General features: G+C 63.1%; 14 protein-coding genes and 5 tRNA genes. 14 read left to right on the top strand and 5 right to left on the bottom strand.

Annotated elements, in window-relative coordinates; translation table 11 throughout:
* Positions 1–80 precede the first annotated feature (80 nt).
* The 8 genes from alaS to mgtE all read left to right on the top strand — a co-directional run bounded on the left by alaS (position 81) and on the right by mgtE (position 6,892).
* Positions 81–2,705 (top strand): alanine--tRNA ligase, encoded by a 2,625-nt coding sequence (alaS, locus tag HG549_RS18400; RefSeq protein ID WP_170031211.1) that lies wholly within the window; start codon positions 81–83, stop codon positions 2,703–2,705.
* Positions 2,706–2,789: 84 nt separating this feature from the next.
* Positions 2,790–4,025, top strand: coding sequence for an aspartate kinase (locus HG549_RS18395; RefSeq protein WP_170031209.1), 1,236 nt, complete (start codon positions 2,790–2,792; stop codon positions 4,023–4,025).
* Positions 4,026–4,192: 167 nt separating this feature from the next.
* Positions 4,193–4,381 (top strand): carbon storage regulator CsrA, encoded by a 189-nt coding sequence (gene csrA, locus HG549_RS18390; protein WP_003254503.1) that lies wholly within the window; start codon positions 4,193–4,195, stop codon positions 4,379–4,381.
* 72 nt (positions 4,382–4,453) lie between these two features.
* A tRNA-Ser gene (locus HG549_RS18385) sits at positions 4,454–4,544 on the top strand.
* A 106-nt stretch (positions 4,545–4,650) separates the two neighbouring features.
* Positions 4,651–4,727 (top strand) — tRNA-Arg (locus HG549_RS18380).
* A gap of 72 nt (positions 4,728–4,799) precedes the next feature.
* Positions 4,800–4,876, top strand: a tRNA-Arg gene (locus tag HG549_RS18375).
* Positions 4,877–4,946: 70 nt separating this feature from the next.
* Positions 4,947–5,023 (top strand) — tRNA-Arg (locus HG549_RS18370).
* A gap of 426 nt (positions 5,024–5,449) precedes the next feature.
* The gene (gene mgtE / locus HG549_RS18365) at positions 5,450–6,892 is read left to right on the top strand and encodes a magnesium transporter (protein WP_170031207.1); all 1,443 of its coding nucleotides are present in this window, start codon (positions 5,450–5,452) and stop codon (positions 6,890–6,892) included.
* A gap of 220 nt (positions 6,893–7,112) precedes the next feature.
* On the opposite strand, the gene HG549_RS18360 is transcribed toward mgtE, so the two are convergent.
* Positions 7,113–7,439 (bottom strand): Arc family DNA-binding protein, encoded by a 327-nt coding sequence (locus HG549_RS18360; RefSeq protein ID WP_060480503.1) that lies wholly within the window; start codon positions 7,437–7,439, stop codon positions 7,113–7,115.
* A gap of 345 nt (positions 7,440–7,784) precedes the next feature.
* Between HG549_RS18360 and phnN the strand changes: the two genes are divergently transcribed.
* The 3 genes from phnN to HG549_RS18345 all read left to right on the top strand — a co-directional run bounded on the left by phnN (position 7,785) and on the right by HG549_RS18345 (position 9,794).
* Entirely contained in the window at positions 7,785–8,378 is a 594-nt protein-coding gene (phnN, locus tag HG549_RS18355; protein WP_170031205.1) for a phosphonate metabolism protein/1,5-bisphosphokinase (PRPP-forming) PhnN, read from the top strand.
* A gap of 111 nt (positions 8,379–8,489) precedes the next feature.
* Positions 8,490–8,566: transfer RNA gene (locus HG549_RS18350), tRNA-Arg, on the top strand.
* A gap of 229 nt (positions 8,567–8,795) precedes the next feature.
* Positions 8,796–9,794, top strand: coding sequence for a sensor domain-containing diguanylate cyclase (locus HG549_RS18345; protein ID WP_170031203.1), 999 nt, complete (start codon positions 8,796–8,798; stop codon positions 9,792–9,794).
* 74 nt (positions 9,795–9,868) lie between these two features.
* Here the strand turns inward: HG549_RS18345 and lpdA are convergent, their stop codons facing one another.
* From lpdA to HG549_RS18325, 4 genes are read right to left on the bottom strand one after another with little or no spacing between them, the layout of a single operon-like run.
* Positions 9,869–11,248, bottom strand: a complete 1,380-nt coding sequence (lpdA, locus tag HG549_RS18340; RefSeq protein ID WP_170031192.1) for a dihydrolipoyl dehydrogenase — start codon at positions 11,246–11,248, stop codon at positions 9,869–9,871.
* Between the two features lie 2 nt (positions 11,249–11,250).
* Positions 11,251–12,522, bottom strand: coding sequence for a dihydrolipoamide acetyltransferase family protein (locus tag HG549_RS18335; protein WP_170031190.1), 1,272 nt, complete (start codon positions 12,520–12,522; stop codon positions 11,251–11,253).
* Positions 12,523–13,581 carry an alpha-ketoacid dehydrogenase subunit beta gene (locus HG549_RS18330; RefSeq protein WP_170031188.1) on the bottom strand — a complete coding sequence of 353 codons (1,059 nt, stop codon included), beginning with the start codon at positions 13,579–13,581 and terminating at the stop codon, positions 12,523–12,525.
* Between the two features lies 1 nt (position 13,582).
* A complete protein-coding gene (locus HG549_RS18325; RefSeq protein ID WP_170031186.1) occupies positions 13,583–14,815 on the bottom strand; it encodes a 3-methyl-2-oxobutanoate dehydrogenase (2-methylpropanoyl-transferring) subunit alpha in 1,233 nt (410 codons plus the stop codon).
* Between the two features lie 198 nt (positions 14,816–15,013).
* Between HG549_RS18325 and bkdR the strand changes: the two genes are divergently transcribed.
* The 3 genes from bkdR to HG549_RS18310 all read left to right on the top strand — a co-directional run bounded on the left by bkdR (position 15,014) and on the right by HG549_RS18310 (position 18,471).
* Complete coding sequence (gene bkdR, locus HG549_RS18320; RefSeq protein WP_170031184.1) at positions 15,014–15,499, top strand: Bkd operon transcriptional regulator BkdR; 486 nt, start codon at positions 15,014–15,016, stop codon at positions 15,497–15,499.
* 261 nt (positions 15,500–15,760) lie between these two features.
* Complete coding sequence (locus HG549_RS18315) at positions 15,761–17,002, top strand: glutamine synthetase family protein (protein WP_170034245.1); 1,242 nt, start codon at positions 15,761–15,763, stop codon at positions 17,000–17,002.
* Positions 17,003–17,130: 128 nt separating this feature from the next.
* Positions 17,131–18,471: an MFS transporter gene (locus HG549_RS18310; RefSeq protein WP_170031182.1), complete on the top strand. Its 1,341-nt coding sequence runs from the start codon at positions 17,131–17,133 to the stop codon at positions 18,469–18,471.
* The last annotated feature ends 56 nt before the right edge of the window (positions 18,472–18,527 follow it).

Here is an 18,527-nt window from a genome sequence, read left to right as displayed (position 1 = left end):
GGACCGATATAATGCGGCCCTTTGCCGTCGTTTCGTCGACGCGTTTGCCCAACAGGGCTGCCGTTTCCGTGGAAGAACCTATGAAAAGCGCAGAAATCCGTGAAGCCTTCCTTCGCTTCTTCGAAGAGCAGGGACATACCCGAGTCGCCTCCAGTTCGCTGATCCCGAACAACGACCCGACCTTGCTGTTCACCAATGCCGGCATGAACCAGTTCAAGGACTGCTTCCTCGGTGCGGAGAAGCGTGCCTACACCCGTGCTGTCAGCAGCCAGAAGTGCGTGCGCGCCGGCGGCAAGCACAACGACCTGGAAAACGTCGGTTACACCGCGCGCCACCATACCTTCTTCGAGATGCTGGGCAACTTCAGCTTCGGCGACTATTTCAAGCGCGACGCCATCACCTTCGCGTGGACCTTCCTGACTTCGGAAAAGTGGCTGAACCTGCCCAAGGAAAAGCTCTGGGTCACCGTCTACGCCACTGACGACGAAGCCTACGACATCTGGACCAAGGAAGTCGGCGTGCCTGCCGAGCGCATGGTGCGCATCGGCGACAACAAGGGCGCCCCGTACGCTTCCGACAACTTCTGGACCATGGGCGACACCGGCCCGTGTGGCCCGTGCACCGAGATCTTCTACGACCACGGCCCGGACATCTGGGGCGGCCCACCCGGCTCGCCGGAAGAAGACGGCGACCGCTACATCGAGATCTGGAACAACGTCTTCATGCAGTTCAACCGCACCGCCGATGGCGTGCTGCACCCGCTGCCAGCGCCGTCGGTGGATACCGGCATGGGCCTGGAGCGTGTCAGCGCCGTGCTGCAGCACGTGCATTCGAACTACGAGATCGACCTGTTCCAGAACCTGCTGGCCGCCGCGGCCAAGGCCATCGGCTGCAGCAATGACGGCCAGGCTTCACTGAAAGTGGTGGCCGACCATATCCGTTCGTGCGGCTTCCTGATCGCCGACGGCGTGCTGCCGTCCAACGAAGGCCGTGGCTACGTGCTGCGCCGCATCATTCGCCGCGCCTGCCGCCACGGCAACAAGCTGGGTGCCAAGGGCAGCTTCTTCTACCAGATCGTGGCCGCGCTGGTCGCCGAAATGGGCGCAGCCTTCCCGGAACTGAACAGCCAGCAGGCGCACATCGAGCGCGTGCTCAAGGCCGAAGAAGAGCAGTTCGCCAAGACCCTGGAGCAGGGCCTGCGTATCCTCGAGCAGGACCTGGCGCAGTTGAAGGGCGACGTGGTACCGGGCGACGTGGTGTTCAAGCTGTACGACACCTATGGCTTCCCGATGGACCTGACTGCCGACATCGCCCGCGAGCGCGAGCTGACCATCGACGAAGCCGGCTTCGAGCGCGAGATGGACGCCCAGCGTGAGCGTGCCCGCTCGGCCAGTGCCTTCGGCATGGACTACAACAGCCTGGTCAAGGTCGACAGCGCCACCGAGTTCCTCGGCTACGACGCTACCGAAGGCCAGGGCAAGGTCATCGCCCTGTACAAGGACGGCCAGGCCGTCGACCAGCTGGGTGAAGGCGAGCAGGGCGTGGTCGTGCTCGACCGCACGCCGTTCTACGCCGAGTCCGGCGGCCAGGTGGGCGACACCGGCTACCTGCAGGCCGGTGCTGCACGTTTCGACGTGCGCGACACCACCAAGACTGGCGGCGCCTTCCTGCACCACGGCGTGGTCGCCAGCGGTGCGCTGCTGATCGGTTCGTCGGTCGAGGCCAAGGTCGATGCCGAGGTGCAGCACGCCACCTCGCTGAACCACTCGGCCACCCACCTGCTGCACGAGGCGCTGCGCCAGGTGCTGGGCGAGCACGTGCAGCAGAAGGGCTCGCTGGTCGACAGCCAGCGCCTGCGTTTCGACTTCAGCCACTTCGAGGCGGTGAAACCGGAGCAGATCAAGGCCCTGGAAGACATCGTCAACCGCGAAGTGCGCAAGAACACTGCGGTGGAAACCGAGCTGACCGACATCGAGACCGCCAAGGCCAAGGGCGCCATGGCGCTGTTCGGTGAGAAGTACGGCGACACCGTGCGTGTGCTGAGCATGGGCGGCGATTTCTCGGTGGAACTGTGCGGCGGTATCCACGCCAAGCGCACCGGTGACATCAGCCTGTTCAAGATCATCAGCGAAGGCGGCGTAGCTTCTGGCGTGCGCCGTATCGAAGCGGTAACCGGCGCAGCGGCGCTGGCCTACCTGAACGCTGCCGAAGAGCAGGTCAAGGAAGCCGCGCAACTGGTCAAAGGCAACCGTGACAACCTGATCGACAAGCTGTCGGCTGTGCTCGAGCGCAACCGCCAGCTGGAGAAGCAGCTGGAACAGCTGCAGGCCAAGGCCGCCAGCGCCGCCGGGGATGATCTCTCCAACGCGGCCGTTGAGGTCAAGGGCGCCAAGGTGCTCGCCGCCCGCCTGGACGGGCAGGACGGCAAGGCCTTGCTGGCGCTGGTCGATCAACTGAAGAACAAGCTCGGCCACGCAGTGATCCTGCTGGGCAGCGAGCATGAGGGCAAGGTCGTGCTGGTGGCCGGTGTGACCAAGGACCTCTCCAGCCAACTCAAGGCTGGCGATCTGATGAAACAAGCCGCTGCGGCGGTGGGTGGCAAGGGCGGTGGCCGTCCGGACATGGCCCAGGGTGGTGGCGTCGACGTCGCTGCACTGGACCAGGCCTTGGCGCTGGCCGTGCCATTCGCAGAGCAGGGACTTTGAGATGGGGCGGCCAGTGGTCTAGTCGCTGGCCGACCCATGTTGGATTGTTTTTTGGGGCCCTGAATGGGCTGAGGCACCATTGAAATGGCGTTGATCGTACAGAAATTTGGCGGCACCTCTGTCGGTTCCATCGAGCGGATCGAGCAGGTAGCCGATAAGGTCAAGAAACACCGTGAGGCGGGCGACGACCTGGTGGTTGTGTTGTCGGCCATGAGCGGTGAAACCAATCGCCTGATCGACCTGGCCAAGCAGATCAGCGATCAGCCGGTTCCACGCGAGCTGGACGTGATCGTGTCGACCGGTGAGCAGGTCACCATTGCCCTGCTGGCCATGGCCCTGATCAAGCGTGGTGTGCCAGCGGTGTCCTACACCGGCAACCAGGTGCGCATCCTCACCGACAGCGCGCACAACAAGGCGCGCATCCTGCAGATCGACGACCAGAAGATCCGTGCCGACCTCAAGCAAGGCCGCGTGGTCGTGGTAGCGGGTTTCCAGGGCGTCGACGAGCACGGCAACATCACCACCCTGGGCCGTGGCGGCTCCGACACCACCGGCGTGGCCCTGGCGGCGGCGCTGAAGGCCGACGAGTGCCAGATCTACACCGACGTCGACGGCGTCTACACCACCGACCCGCGCGTCGTGCCACAGGCCCGCCGCCTGGAGAAGATCACCTTCGAAGAGATGCTGGAAATGGCCAGCCTCGGTTCCAAGGTGCTGCAGATCCGTTCGGTGGAGTTCGCCGGCAAGTACAACGTTCCGCTGCGCGTGCTGCACAGCTTCAAGGAGGGTCCGGGTACCCTCATTACCATTGATGAAGAGGAATCCATGGAACAGCCGATCATTTCCGGTATCGCCTTCAACCGTGATGAAGCCAAGCTGACCATTCGCGGCGTGCCGGACACTCCGGGCGTGGCCTTCAAGATCCTCGGCCCGATCAGCGCCTCGAACATCGAGGTCGACATGATCGTGCAGAACGTTGCCCACGATAACACCACCGACTTCACCTTCACCGTACACCGCAACGAGTACGAGAAGGCGCAGAGCGTGCTGGAAAACACCGCGCGTGAAATCGGTGCCCGTGAAGTGATCGGCGACACCAAGATCGCCAAGGTGTCGATCGTTGGCGTCGGCATGCGTTCGCACGCCGGTGTTGCCAGCCGCATGTTCGAAGCCCTGGCCAAGGAGGGCATCAACATCCAAATGATCTCCACTTCCGAGATCAAGGTTTCGGTGGTGATCGAAGAGAAGTACCTGGAGCTGGCCGTGCGCGCGCTGCACACCGCGTTCGAACTCGACGCTCCGGCACGACAGAGCGAGTAAATCGCTGCCTGGAAGGGCGCGGCTTGCCGCGCCCTTCGCGTTTCTGCTTGCCACGCAGGCCCTGTCCAAGCCTGCGTGGCGGGCAACCAAGGCCCGAGTCGTCGTCCACGGCCAGGCCGCGACACCCAAGACTGTTATCCCTGTATGTTTCGCGTAAGGAGAAAGCTATGTTGATTCTGACTCGTCGGTGCGCCGAGAGCCTGATCATTGGAGACGGCGAGATCACCGTGACGGTGCTCGGCGTCAAAGGCAACCAAGTGCGTATCGGCGTCAGCGCCCCGAAAGAAGTGGCCGTTCACCGCGAGGAAATCTACCTGCGGATCAAGAAGGAGAAGGACGAGGAGCCAAGCCTTTAATTTTTTTGAAGTTTTTTTCAAAAAAAGGGTTGCAAACGAGGAAGGCTGTGTTTAATATTCGCCTCGTGTTGCGGTGAGGTGGCCGAGTGGCCGAAGGCGCTCCCCTGCTAAGGGAGTATACCTCATAAGGGTATCGGGGGTTCGAATCCCCCCTTCACCGCCATTATTCGCTTAGGGCGCTGCAAACGGTAAGAACGCTAAGTAGTTGATTTTAAACGAAAAAGTTCTTGCAAAAATGTTTCAGCGACCTATAATGCGCGGCAAGACACGGACTCATAGCTCAGCTGGATAGAGTACTCGGCTACGAACCGAGCGGTCGGAGGTTCGAATCCTCCTGAGTCCGCCACTTTTGAAGTGGCTTTGATTGCAAGGCTGCTTCAAATCACCAGTGGTAACCTGGTCTAAAAATACCAACCACGGACTCATAGCTCAGCTGGATAGAGTACTCGGCTACGAACCGAGCGGTCGGAGGTTCGAATCCTCCTGAGTCCGCCACTTTTGAAGTGGCTCTGCTTGCAAAGCAACTTCAACCACCAGTGGTAACCTGGTCTAAAAATACCACCACGGACTCATAGCTCAGCTGGATAGAGTACTCGGCTACGAACCGAGCGGTCGGAGGTTCGAATCCTCCTGAGTCCGCCACACCCCATCAAGAAGCCCGCTCAATTGAGCGGGCTTTTTGTTTTCTTCACCAATGAATTGTTGGTGATGTCGATCTAAGCTCTCCTGTAGATGTGGCGTTTGGCTTTGCGGCCGGGTAGGGCCGGAGATCAACCCCGCCAGGCATACACATCCAGGCACAACAAATGTGCTTTAACCGCCAGACCCACCGTCGCACTGATAGCTTCGAGCGTTGTCCCAGCTTTATCACGCAAACGATTGTTCTGGCCAAAATTTTCAGCGATCTGACAGCTTTAGCAGTGTATGATTGCGCCCGTCAGCCCCGCCGGGGCTTGTGGAAAACCACCATGGACTTACCCAGTAGTTACTCGCTAACAAGATTCGTACAGAAAGATCTGACCGATTGATTCTCCCGGCGTGCTCCGCTGCTGGGAGTGGAGTTCGCCTATGACTGAAGTAGAAGTAAAAAAAGCGCAGGAAAGCCTGCAGGACCGCCTGGCCCAGGTGGTCGAACTGCTGCAACGCCAGCGCGTGGTCGAAGACCTGACGCACCGTCAGGAAGGTGCCCACCACGACCTGGTGGAAAACCTCGTTCACCGTCAGAACCTTGTCGAGCTGCAGCGCAAGCTCGATGACCTGCACCCCGCCGACATCGCCTACATCCTCGAAGCCTTGCCCCTGGAAGACCGCCTGACGGTCTGGCAGCTGGTGCGCTCGGATCGCGATGGCGACATCCTCCTGGAAGTTTCCGACGCCGTGCGGCAATCACTGATCGCCGACATGGACGATCACGAGCTGCTCGCCGCCGCCAAGGAAATGGACGCCGACGAGCTGGCCGACCTGGCGCCAGAGCTGCCGCGTGACGTTATCCACGAGTTGATGGAAACCCTCGATGCCCAGCAGCGCGAGCGCGTGCGTTCGGCATTGAGCTACGACGAGGAGCAGGTCGGTGCGTTGATGGACTTCGAGATGGTCACCATCCGCGAAGACGTCAGCCTGGAAGTGGTGTTGCGCTACCTGCGCCGGCTGAAAGAGTTGCCGAACCACACCGACAAGCTGTTCGTGGTCGACTATGACGGCATCCTCAAGGGCGTGTTGCCGATCAAGCGCCTGCTGGTCAACGACCCGGAGAAGAAGGTGGCGGAGGTCATGGCGACCGACCCGGTGTCCTTCCACCCCGAGGAAGATGCCTACGATGCGGCACAAGCCTTCGAGCGTTATGACCTGGTGTCTGCGCCGGTAGTGGACAAGAACGAGCGCCTGATCGGCCGTCTGACCATTGACGAAATGGTCGACCTGATTCGTGAAGAAAGCGAAAGCGAAGTGCTGAACATGGCCGGTCTGCGCGAGGAGGAGGACATCTTCGCCTCGGTCTGGCGTTCGCTGCGCAACCGTTGGGCCTGGCTGGCGATCAACCTGATTACCGCCTTTGTCGCTTCGCGGGTGATCGGCCTGTTCGAAGGGTCGATCGAGAAACTGGTGGCGCTGGCCGCCCTGATGCCGATCGTGGCGGGTATCGGTGGCAACTCCGGCAACCAGACCATCACCATGATCGTGCGCGCCATGGCGCTGGACCAGGTGTCGCCCGGCAACACCAGCCGCCTGATGCGCAAGGAGCTGGCGGTATCGCTGCTCAACGGCCTGATCTGGGGTGGGGTGATCGGGGTGGTGGCGTTCTGGCTGTATGGTAGCTGGTCGCTGGGCCTGGTGATGACCGCGGCAATGACCTTGAATCTGTTGCTGGCGGCCTTGATGGGGGTGTTGATTCCGATGACCTTGACGCGCCTGGGCCGCGACCCGGCAATGGGCTCCAGTGTGATGATCACTGCGGTTACCGACAGTGGTGGCTTCTTTATCTTCCTCGGCCTGGCCACGCTGTTCCTGCTGTAACCCGCTCTTTGCGGCCTACGCGATCCCTGTAGGAGCGGCCTTGTGTCGCGATGGGCCGCAAAGCGGCCCCAGGACTTCAGCGGCACTGCATGGATTTTTGGGGCCGCTTTGCGGCCCATCGCGACACAAGGCCGCTCCTACGAAGACCGCATCTCTTGCAGGATCATGCGCCCACAAAAAAGCCAGCTTACGCTGGCTTTTTTCATGTTCGCCGAGCGCCTCAGGAGGCGTCGGCGGCCATTTCCACATCGTGAGCGATGAGGGCGACCAGCGCATTCTGCTGGCGGTGGGACAGCTGGCGGAAGCGTTGCAGCAGCTCGCGCTCATGCAGGGACAGTTCTGGGCTGTCCATGCGCATGCTCAACTCGTCACCCAGCGCACCTTCCTGGATAAGGCTCTGTTCCAGGCGTGCGATGATCTCGGAGTTCATGCTGCGGTGATGGTTGCGCGCTACCTCGGCAATGCGCTCACGCATCCCGTCTGGCAGGCGGACGACGAACTTGTCAGCGGTGCGGCTCGAATAAATAGCCTGTTTCATTGGGCGCATATAAATTGACCGGATTTTGGTTCAGGGGAAGCGGTTCTCAAATTGGCCGCACGGGGTGGAAGTACGACCGTGGCGACGACAAAATGTTCAACCGCCAGTGAAAAATGGATGCTCATCTTGCCTCATGGTCGCCGTTTCCTTGGCGTCAATTCTGTGACAAATACTGATCTGGATAAAGGCTTTATGCCAGTACCAATTATCAGAAATGAGCACTGGTTTGAAAAGTTTTACATGCACAGGCTATTCGAACTGTCAGTCTTTTGCCGTCAAAAACTGGTAAAACGCAGCAAAAGCCGGAGAAAAGCCCTAGAATGCGCCGGTTTCCTTTCATAGAGCATAGTGGCTATGCAACATGACGCAAGCGACCGCCGATCAGGGACCGGCCGGCTGATATACCTGATAGGACCGTCGGGTTCCGGGAAAGATTCCCTGATCGACGCTTCACGTGAGCGACTGGCTGCTGCCGGGGTGGAAGTCGCCCGCCGGGTCATTACCCGTTCGGCCGAAGCCAAGGGCGAAGCTGCCCACGGGGTCACGGCCGAGCAGTTCGAGGCGTTGCGTGCGCAGGGCGGGTTTGCCATGCACTGGCGAGCCAATGGCCTGGATTACGGCATACCTCGGCAGGTGGACGACTGGCTGGCCCAGGGCAGGGCGGTGCTGGTGAACGGTTCGCGCGCGTATCTGGCCGAGGCACGCCAGCGCTATCCGGGCCTTCTGGCGGTGCTGGTTCAGGTCCGGCCCGAGGTGCTGCGCCAGCGCTTGCTGGCTCGCGGCCGGGAAAGCGCTGAGGAAATCGAGCAGCGCCTGGCTCGAAATGCCCGCTTGCAGGCGGTGACCGATCCATCGCTGCACGTGCTGGATAACTCCATCGCCCTGGCGTCAACGGTAGAAGCGTTGTTCGCGCTGTTGCGTGATGAAGGTGTGCTGCCGCAGGTGTAGCATGGGCAGAAAAGGATTACGCGAAAAAGCCTGCTTGAGGCATGACAAACGCCAGCATGCTGGTTAACATGCTGGCCGTCCCGCTGTGCAGCGCTCGCTGCCGGTGCCAGCGTCTCAGTAGCTCAATTGGATAGAGCATCCCCCTCCTAAGGGGAAGGTTGCAGGTTCAATTCCTGCCTGGGACGCCATTTCTCCTTCCCCTCTGAAGCTGTATTGCGGCGTTGGCTATCGGCTTGCGTCATGGCAGCCATGTCAGTCGTCAACTCGATAAAAAATCCAACCTGAGTGCTATTCCGATGGCAGCACGCAGGGCCTATGCTGCTCGTCACAGAAATGACCTTGCCGCTTGCGGCAATTACCACGTGGTCGGCAGCCCCTTGGTCGGAGCGCAGTTGCTGGGCATCAGGGAGAGCTTCGATGAGTCAGCAAACCGGGCCGGTACCTGCCGGCTTCAGTGAGCAACAGTTGCACACCTTGTTCGATCTGGTCAGCGACGGTATCTGGGACTGGGATGCCAACACCGGCTACGTCTATCGCAACCCGGGCTGGTACGCCATGCTCGGCTACCCCAGCCATTCCCTGTCCAATTCGGTACTCACCTGGGAAAGCGTGATTCACCCGGAGGATTATCCACGGGTAATGGCGCATTTCGAGGCGTACATCAACCAGCGCAACGAGCGTTACCTGGTTGAGTACCGCTGCCGCTGCCACGATGGCAGCTACCTGTGGATCGAGGACAGCGGCTACATCATTGCCCGTAACGAAGACGGCTCGGTGGCGCGCATGCTCGGCGCCCACCGCAATATCGATGCCGGCAAGCGCCTGGTGGCGCAGCTGGAGCAAAGGAACCTGTCGCTGGAAAGCCAGGTGGCCGAGCGTACCCGCGAACTGTCCTGGGTGAACCAGCAGTTGCAGCGCCAACTGGAGGAGAACCGCGAGCTGGCAGAGCGCGATGCGTTGACCCGCGTTGCCAACCGCTACCGGCTGGAGAAGACCCTGCGACTGGAATGCGAGCGGGCGCAGCGCTTTCGCCAGCCATTGGCCCTGATAGCCATGGACCTGGACGATTTCAAGCCAATCAATGACCGCTACGGTCATGCCCAGGGTGATGCCGCGCTGGTGCGGGTGGCCGACAGCCTGCGCAGTTGCCTGCGTGAGCGCGACCTGCTGGCACGCTGGGGTGGCGACGAGTTCGTCATCGTGCTGCCACAGACTGCATTGGCGCAGGGCCTGGAGCTGGCCGCACGGTTACGCCATGTGGTGGCCCAGGTGGAGCCGGTGGGCGATTGCCGGCTGACCATCAGCTATGGTGTGGTGCAGTGGCAGCTGGGAGAAGATCAGCATGCCCTGCTGGCGCGTGCCGACCAGGCGCTGTACCGGGCCAAGGATGCCGGCAAGGATGCCATAGCCGAGTAACCGGTTCTGGCACGAAAAAAGACCCGCGGCGCCTCGGGGCGCAGCGGGCCAAGTCGGCCTCGGCCGCTTCAGTGTCAGATGTGCAGGGCGTGGCCCAGGGCGCGCAATGCCGCTTCCTGTACCGCTTCCCCCAGCGTCGGGTGGGCATGGATGGTACCGGCCACATCCTCCAGGCAGGCGCCCATCTCCAGCGACTGGGCAAACGCCGTCGACAGCTCGGATACCGCCACGCCAACAGCCTGCCAACCGAGGATCAGGTGGTTGTCACGGCGCGCTACCACACGCACGAAACCGCTCTTCGATTCCAGGCTCATGGCCCGGCCGTTGGCGGCGAACGGGAACTGCGCGACGATGCAGTCCAGCCCTTGCTGGCTGGCCTGTTCGGGGGTCTTGCCGACCACCACCACCTCCGGGTCGGTGAAGCACACCGCGGCAATCGCGCTGGGCTCGAAGCGGCGGGCCTTGCCGGCGATGATCTCGGCGACCATCTCGCCCTGGGCCATGGCCCGGTGCGCCAGCATCGGTTCGCCCGCCACGTCGCCGATGGCCCAGACATTGCGCATGCTGGTCTGGCAGCGCTCGTCGATGGCGATCGCCGCGCCGTTCATCTTCAGGTCCAGGCATTCCAGGTTGAAGCCTTGCGTGCGCGGTCGGCGGCCGACGGCCACCAGCACCTGGTCGGCTTCCAGGCGCAGTTGCCCGCCCTGGCCATCCCGGGCCAGCAGGCAGCCGCCCTCGTAGCCTTCGACGCTATGGCCCAGGTGCAGGGCCACGCCCAGCTTCTTCAGCGACTCGGCAACCGGCGCGGTCAGCTCGCTGTCGTAGGTCGGCAGGATGCGCTCGCGCGCTTCCACCACGCTGACCCGTACGCCCAGCTTGCGGTAGGCAATGCCCAGTTCCAGGCCGATATAGCCGCCGCCTACCACCACCAGGTGCTGCGGCAGGGCTTTCGGCGCCAGGGCTTCGGTCGAGGAAATGATCGGCCCGCCCAGCGGCAGCATCGGCAGTTCGACACTGCTGGAGCCAGTGGCCAGCAACAGGTGCTCGCACTGGATACGCTGGCCATCGACTTCCACCTGCTTGCCGTCGAGGACCTTCGCCCAGCCATGGATCACCTTGACCCCGTGCTTCTTCAGCAGGGCGGCGACACCGGTGGTCAGGCGGTCGACGATGCCGTCCTTCCAGGCCACGCTCTGGCCAATGTCCAGGCGCGGCGAGGCGACGCTGATACCGAGCTCCGACGGGCCGGCAAAGCGCGAGGTCTGGTGGAACTGTTCGGCCACATGGATCAACGCCTTGGAAGGAATGCAGCCGATGTTCAGGCAGGTACCGCCCAGCGCCTGGCCTTCCACCAGCACGGTGGGGATGCCCAGTTGTCCGGCGCGGATGGCAGCCACGTAGCCGCCAGGGCCGCCGCCGATGATCAACAGGGTAGTCTGGATAGTCTGTTGCATGCTCACTCCACGAACAGGCAGGCGGGTTGTTCGAGCAGGCCACGCACGGCCTGGATGAACAGTGCGGCGTCCATGCCATCGACCACCCGGTGGTCGAACGAGCTGGACAGGTTCATCATCTTGCGCACGACGATCTGGCCGTCGATCACCACCGGCCGCTCGACCATGCGGTTGACGCCGACGATCGCCACTTCCGGGGTGTTGACCACGGGCGTGCTGACGATACCGCCGAGGGCGCCCAGGCTGGTCAGGGTGATGGTCGAGCCCGACAGTTCCTCGCGGCTGGCCTTGTTGTTGCGCGCAGCGTTGGCCAGGCGCGAAATCTCGCTGGCATTGGCCCACAGGCTGCCCGCTTCGGCATGGCGCAGCACCGGTACCATCAGGCCGTTGTCACCCTGGGTGGCAATGCCCACATGCACTGCGCCATGGCGGGTGATGACCTGGGCTTCGTCGTCATAGGTAGCGTTGATCTGCGGGAAGTCACGCAACGCCACGACCAGCGCACGGACCAGGAACGGCAGCAGGGTCAGTTTGCCGCGGCTGTCGCCATGCTTGCTGTTGAGTTGCTGGCGCAGGGCTTCCAGGGCGGTGACGTCGATTTCTTCCACGTAGCTGAAGTGCGCGACGCGGCGCTTGGCGTCCTGCATGCGCTGGGCGATCTTGCGGCGCAGGCCGATCACCGGTACCTGCTCGCTGTCGGTGCGCTTGGCATAGCCATTCGGCGCTTGCCCGGCAGCACTCTGCGGCTTGCTCATGAAGGCGTCGAGGTCTTCGTGCAGGATGCGCCCGGCCGGGCCGCTGCCATGCACGTAACGCAGCTCGATACCGGCATCCAGGGCGCGCTTGCGCACTGCCGGCGAAGCCAGCGGCTTGTCGCCTGGCTGGCGCGGCACGATCGGCGCGGCCTCGTGCTGGGCAGGCGCCTGGTAGGCGGCCGGTGCTGCTGGCTGCTGCGCTTGCGGTTTGCTGCTCACTGGCGCGGCGGGTGCCTCGAGCGGTTTCGCCTGCGGTACATCCACATGGTTGCCGCTACCTTCCACCTCGATGCGAATCAGCTCGCTGCCGACCGCCATCACTTCGCCCGGCTGGCCGCCCAGGGCCAGCACCTTGCCGCTGACCGGCGAGGGGATTTCCACCGTGGCCTTGTCGGTCATGACGTCGGCCACCACCTGGTCCTCGGCGATCATGTCACCGACCTTCACGAACCATTCCACCAACTCGACCTGCGCGATGCCTTCGCCAATGTCCGGCATCTTGATGACGTGCGTGCCCATTCAGACCTCCATGACCTTTTTCAATGCCGCACCTACCCGCGATGGCCCTGGGAAGTAAGCCCATTCCTGCGCGTGAGGGTAGGGGGTGTCCCAGCCGGTGACGCGCTCGATCGGCGCCTCCAGGTGGTGGAAGCAGTGTTCCTGCACCAGCGACACCAGTTCGGCACCGAAGCCGCAGGTGCGGGTAGCCTCGTGCACCACCACGCAGCGGCCGGTCTTCTTCACCGACTCGACGATGGTGTCCAGGTCCAGCGGCCACAGGCTGCGCAGGTCGATCACCTCGGCATCGACGCCGGTTTCTTCGGCGGCCACCTGGGCCACGTACACCGTGGTGCCATAGGTCAGCACAGTCACGTCGTTGCCGGGGCGGGTAATGGCCGCCTTGTCCAGCGGCACGCTGTAGTAACCATCGGGCACGGCGCTTTGCGGGTGTTTCGACCAGGGGGTGACAGGGCGGTCGTGGTGGCCGTCGAACGGGCCGTTGTACAGGCGCTTGGGCTCGAGGAAGATCACCGGGTCGTCGCACTCGATCGAGGCGATCAGCAGGCCTTTGGCGTCATAGGGGTTGGAAGGCATCACGGTGCGCAGGCCGCACACCTGGGTGAACATCGCTTCAGGGCTCTGGCTGTGGGTCTGGCCGCCATAGATGCCGCCACCGCAGGGCATGCGCAGGGTCAGCGGGGCGATGAACTCGCCGGCCGAACGGTAACGCAGGCGCGCCATTTCCGAGACGATCTGGTCGGAGGCCGGGTAGAAATAGTCGGCGAACTGGATTTCCACCACCGGGCGCAGGCCGTAGGCACCCATGCCCACGGCGGTGCCGACGATACCGCTTTCGGAGATCGGCGCGTCGAACACGCGGGATTTGCCGTACTTGTTCTGCAGGCCTTCGGTGCAGCGGAATACCCCGCCGAAATAACCGACGTCCTGGCCGTAGATCACCACATTGTCGTCGCGCTCGAGCATGACATCCATGGCCGAGCGCAGGGCCTGGATCATGGTCATGGTAGTGGTGGCCATGGCGGTTTCCGGTTTGATGCTGTTGTTGTGGTCGTTCATCTCAAACCCCCAGTTCCTGGCGTTGCCGGCGCAGGTGGTCGGGCATTTCCTTGTACACGTCCTCGAACATCGAGGCGGCACTCGGGATATGGCCGTTGGCCAGGGTGCCGTACTGCTCGGCTTCTTTCTGCGCGGCGATGACTGCGGCTTCGAGTTCGGCAGTGGTGGCCTGGTGTTCTTCCTCGGACCAGTGGCCGATCTTGATCAGGTGCTGCTTCAGGCGAGCGATCGGGTCACCCAGCGGGAAGTGGCTCCAGTCGTCGGCAGGGCGGTACTTGGACGGGTCGTCCGAGGTCGAGTGCGGGCCGGCACGGTAGGTGACCCACTCGATCAGGCTCGGGCCCAGGCCACGGCGGGCGCGCTCGGCGGCCCAGCGCGAGGCGGCGTACACGGCGACGAAGTCGTTGCCGTCAACCCGCAGCGAGGCGATACCGCAACCCACGCCACGGCCGGCGAAGGTGGTCGACTCGCCACCGGCAATGGCCTGGAAGGTGGAAATCGCCCACTGGTTGTTGACCACGTTGAGGATCACCGGGGCGCGGTACACGTGGGCGAAGGTGAGGGCGGTGTGGAAGTCCGATTCGGCGGTGGCACCGTCGCCGATCCATGCCGAGGCGATCTTGGTGTCACCCTTGATGGCCGAGGCCATGGCCCAGCCGACCGCCTGCACGAACTGGGTCGCCAGGTTGCCGCTGATGGTGAAGAAGCCGGCATCGCGCACCGAGTACATGATCGGCAGCTGGCGGCCCTTGAGCGGGTCGCGTTCGTTGGACAGCAGCTGGCAGATCATGTCGACCAGCGATACGTCGCGGGCCATCAGGATGCTTTGCTGGCGGTAGGTCGGGAAGCACATGTCGCTGCGGTTCAGCGCCAGGGCCTGGGCGCTGCCGATGGCTTCTTCACCCAGGCTCTGCATATAGAAGGACATTTTCTTCTGGCGCTGGGCAACCACCATGCGGCTGTCGAAGATCCGCGTCTTGAGCATGGCGCGCATGCCCTGGCGAAGGACTTGCGGGTCGATGTCTTCAGCCCACGGGCCTTGCGCGTTGCCTTGCTCATCGAGCACGCGGATCAGGCTGTAGGAAAGATCGGCGGTGTCGGCAGCGTCGACATCGACAGGCGGTTTACGGACTTGGCCTGCATCATTCAGGCGCAGGTAGGAAAAATCGGTCTGGCAGCCTGGCCGGCCGGTAGGCTCGGGCACATGCAAACGCAGGGGGGCGTACTCGTTCATGCTTTTTACGCTCGCTCGGGTATTTGTTTTTGTGAGCTCTGAAGCGGCCGCCGCTGAGTACCGGCTTGTGACTGGTAAGTCAGCGTCCCCTACATCTTAGTGGGCCAGCAGGAGAATTTTTCTCTCAAGTTGATTGCCTTTGCCGAGCGGGGCAGATAAACATTCCGCATAAACACAAAAAACCGGTGATTTTGTCTCATGCGCAAACTGGATCGTACCGATATCGGCATTCTCAACAGCCTGCAGGAAAACGCCCGCATCACCAACGCCGAACTGGCGCGCTCGGTGAACCTGTCGCCGACGCCCTGTTTCAACCGGGTGCGGGCCATGGAAGAACTGGGGGTGATACGCCAGCAGGTGACCTTGCTGTCGCCCGAGGTGCTGGGGCTGGACGTCAACGTGTTCATCCATGTGAGCCTGGAAAAGCAGGTAGAGCAGGCGCTGCACCGCTTCGAGGAAGAAATTGCCGAACGGCCCGAGGTGATGGAGTGCTACCTGATGACCGGCGACCCCGATTACCTGCTGCGGGTGCTGTTGCCGAGCATCCAGGCGCTGGAGCGGTTTCTCGATTACCTGACGCGATTGCCGGGGGTGGCCAACATCCGGTCGAGTTTTGCCCTCAAGCAGGTACGCTACAAGACCGCCTTGCCGCTGCCGGCCAATGGCATGACCTTGCGCGAATAGAAGCCTCCTGAACCGGCCTCTTCGCGGGCACGCACCGCACCGACCCTGAGGGCAGTGTTATCCCTGTGGGAGCGGGCGTGCCCGCGAAGAGGGGCGCGCGGTGTTGAAGGCCAGGTGCTTGATATTTTAAACACCCGCAGCCTATGTTGTTGTCAGCCTAAAACAACAAGGACAAGCGTCATGAACACCGGGCACCTGCAGGGCATCGATGAAATCGAATGCGTTACCCCCGACCTCAACGGCGTCCCGCGCGGCAAGGTGATGACCGCCGAAGGCTTCCTCGAGGGCCGCCGCCTGCAGATGGCCCGGGGGGTGCTGCTGCAATGCATCATGGGTGGCTACCCGCCGGCGAAGTTCTATGGCAGCGACGACGGCGACCTGGCGCTGGTGCCCGACCCTGGCCAGGTCCACCGCCTGCCGTGGAGCAACGATGGCCGTGCTCTGGCAATCTGCGACGCCAACGAACTGGACGGTCGGCCTTCGCCATTGTCCACCCGCGGCCAGCTCAAGGCAGTGCTCGCCCGCTACGCAGCGCTGGGCCTGGCACCCGTAGTGGCGACCGAGCTCGAATTCTTCGTCTTCGCGCCCAACCCCGATCCGCAGCAACCGTTCCAGCCACCGGTCGGCAGCGATGGCCGCCGCGAACTCGGCCATTCGGCATTCAGTGTCAGTTCCAACAATGGCCTGCGGCCGTTCTTCAACGAGGTGTACCAGTGCATGGCCGCGCTGGGGCTGCCGCGCGACACCTTCATGCACGAAATGGGCGTCAGCCAGTTCGAGATCAACCTGCTGCACGGCGACCCGCTGCTGCTGGCCGACCAGACCTTTCTGTTCAAGCACCTGCTCAAGGAAGTGGCGCTCAAGCATGGCCTGGCCGTGGTGTGCATGGCCAAGCCGCTGGCGCGTACGCCGGGCAGTTCCATGCACATTCACCAGAGCCTGGTGGAAGTGGCCAGCGGGCGTAACGTGTTCAGCGACGAGCAGGGCCAGCCCAGCGCAACCTTCTACCACTTCATCGGCGGCCAGCAGGCGTGCCTGGCCGACTTCACTGCGCTGTTCGCACCCAACGTCAATTCCTACCAGCGCCTGTGCCACCCCTATGCCTCACCGAACAATGCCTGCTGGTCCGAAGACAACCGCGCCGCAGGCCTGCGCATCCCGGCCAGTGCGCCGCTGGCGCGGCGGGTGGAAAACCGCCTGCCCGGCGCCGACGCCAACCCGTACCTGGCCATTGCCGCCAGCCTGGCCGCCGGGCTGCACGGCATCCAGCAGTGCCTGCAGCCGTCGCCGGCGATCCAGGGCGAGTTCGCCGTGCCGGAGCACCTGGCCCTGCCGTGCACCTTGCATGCCGCGCTGCAACGGCTCAAGCGCAGCGCGTTGGCACGGGAACTGTTCGGCAGCGAGTTCATCGAAGGCTACATTGCCAGCAAGACCCTCGAGCTGACCGATTTCCTCGATGAGATCACGCCCTGGGAGCGCCGAGTGCTGGCGGCACAGGCCTGATCGCGACACAACCGACACTGGACACGCCCCGTAGCGGCAAAATCGCTATCGGGGCCTGCGCCAGGCAGTTTTTGCCCTTATGCTTCTTGCACCCAATCGTCACCTGACCAGGGAGCTTTACGGTACGTATGCGAAATATATGGAAGCCGTTTCAGTCGTTGTATTTCGCCGCGCTGATGATGTTGATCGGCTCGGGCCTGCTCAGTACCTACCTGGCCCTGCGCCTGGCGGCTGACCACGTCGACAGCCTGTGGGTAGGTGCGTTGATGGCGGCCAACTACTTTGGCCTGGCGGTCGGCGGCAAGGTCGGCCACCGCCTGATTGGCCGGGTCGGGCACATCCGTGCCTATGCCACCTGCGCCGGTATCGTCGGCGCGGCAGTGCTCGGCCACGGCCTGACCAATTGGTTGCCGGCCTGGGTCGGGCTGCGGATGATCGTTGGCCTGGGGATGATGTGCCAGTACATGGTCATCGAAAGCTGGCTCAACGAGCAGGCCGATGTGAAGCATCGCGGCGCAGTGTTCAGCGGCTACATGATCGCCTCTTACCTGGGCCTGGTGCTCGGCCAGCTGATCCTGGTGGTGCACCCGCAGCTGGGCCCCGAACTGCTGATGCTGGTGGCCATGTGCTTTGCCCTGTGCCTGGTACCGGTGGCGATGACCCGGCGGATCCACCCGGCGCCCTTGCGCCCGGCGCCGATGGAGCCAAAGTTCTTCCTCAAGCGGGTGCCGCAGTCGCTCAGCACGGTGCTGGGCTCGGGCCTGATCGTCGGCTCGTTCTATGGCCTGGCGCCGTTGTATGCCTCCAGCCAGGGGCTGAGCACCGAGCAGATCGGTCTGTTCATGGGTAGCTGCATTTTCGCCGGCCTGCTGGTGCAGTGGCCGCTGGGCTGGTTGTCCGACCGCTACGACCGGGCGGTGCTGATCCGTAGCGTGGCGGTGGGCCTGGCGCTGGCTTCGGCACCGCTGGCGGTACTGCCCAGCGTGCCGCTGGAATTGCTGTTTGGCGTGGGCTTCCTGATCTCGTTGCTGCAGTTCTGCCTGTACCCGCTGGCGGTGGCGTTTTCCAACGACCATGTGGAGAGCGAGCGGCGGGTGTCGTTGACCGCGATGCTGCTGGTGACCTATGGCGTGGGGGCGTGCATCGGGCCGCTGGCGGCGGGGGTGCTGATGAAGCTGCTGGGGGCGCAGATGCTGTATGCCTTCTTCGTGTTCTTCGCGCTGGTGCTGGTATGGCGCATCCGGCCGAAAGCGGTCACCGGGTTGCACCAGGTACAGGATGCGCCGTTGGGCCACGTGGCGATGCCGGCGGCCGGTTCGCCGTTGTCGGCGGCACTCGACCCACGGGTGGATGAGCAGACCGTGCAGGACGTGATGCAGGCACCGGTGGCCGCGGAGGACACCGAGGCGGAAGAGAAGGGGACCGGGCAACCGGCGGCTGGGCCGCAAGAGGTCAGCAAGTCGGTGTAAGCCTGTGCCGGCCTCTTCGCGGGCATGCCCGCTCCCACAAGGACCGCATCAAGCCT

This window comes from Pseudomonas sp. SK (genome assembly GCF_012975065.1).
In the GTDB taxonomy this organism is placed as follows: domain Bacteria; phylum Pseudomonadota; class Gammaproteobacteria; order Pseudomonadales; family Pseudomonadaceae; genus Aquipseudomonas; species Aquipseudomonas anuradhapurensis.
This window is presented reverse-complemented; position numbering and strand designations above follow the sequence as displayed.

Bases quoted from the DNA above. Each gene is read 5' to 3' on its own strand.
- alaS (WP_170031211.1), top strand. From the start codon at position 81: ATGAAAAGCGCAGAAATCCGTGAAGCCTTCCTTCGCTTCTTCGAAGAG.
- HG549_RS18395 (WP_170031209.1), top strand. From the start codon at position 2,790: ATGGCGTTGATCGTACAGAAATTTGGCGGCACCTCTGTCGGTTCCATC.
- csrA (WP_003254503.1), top strand. From the start codon at position 4,193: ATGTTGATTCTGACTCGTCGGTGCGCCGAGAGCCTGATCATTGGAGAC.
- mgtE (WP_170031207.1), top strand. From the start codon at position 5,450: ATGACTGAAGTAGAAGTAAAAAAAGCGCAGGAAAGCCTGCAGGACCGC.
- HG549_RS18360 (WP_060480503.1), bottom strand. From the start codon at position 7,439: ATGCGCCCAATGAAACAGGCTATTTATTCGAGCCGCACCGCTGACAAG.
- phnN (WP_170031205.1), top strand. From the start codon at position 7,785: ATGCAACATGACGCAAGCGACCGCCGATCAGGGACCGGCCGGCTGATA.
- HG549_RS18345 (WP_170031203.1), top strand. From the start codon at position 8,796: ATGAGTCAGCAAACCGGGCCGGTACCTGCCGGCTTCAGTGAGCAACAG.
- lpdA (WP_170031192.1), bottom strand. From the start codon at position 11,248: ATGCAACAGACTATCCAGACTACCCTGTTGATCATCGGCGGCGGCCCT.
- HG549_RS18335 (WP_170031190.1), bottom strand. From the start codon at position 12,522: ATGGGCACGCACGTCATCAAGATGCCGGACATTGGCGAAGGCATCGCG.
- HG549_RS18330 (WP_170031188.1), bottom strand. From the start codon at position 13,581: ATGAACGACCACAACAACAGCATCAAACCGGAAACCGCCATGGCCACC.
- HG549_RS18325 (WP_170031186.1), bottom strand. From the start codon at position 14,815: ATGAACGAGTACGCCCCCCTGCGTTTGCATGTGCCCGAGCCTACCGGC.
- bkdR (WP_170031184.1), top strand. From the start codon at position 15,014: ATGCGCAAACTGGATCGTACCGATATCGGCATTCTCAACAGCCTGCAG.
- HG549_RS18315 (WP_170034245.1), top strand. From the start codon at position 15,761: ATGACCGCCGAAGGCTTCCTCGAGGGCCGCCGCCTGCAGATGGCCCGG.
- HG549_RS18310 (WP_170031182.1), top strand. From the start codon at position 17,131: ATGCGAAATATATGGAAGCCGTTTCAGTCGTTGTATTTCGCCGCGCTG.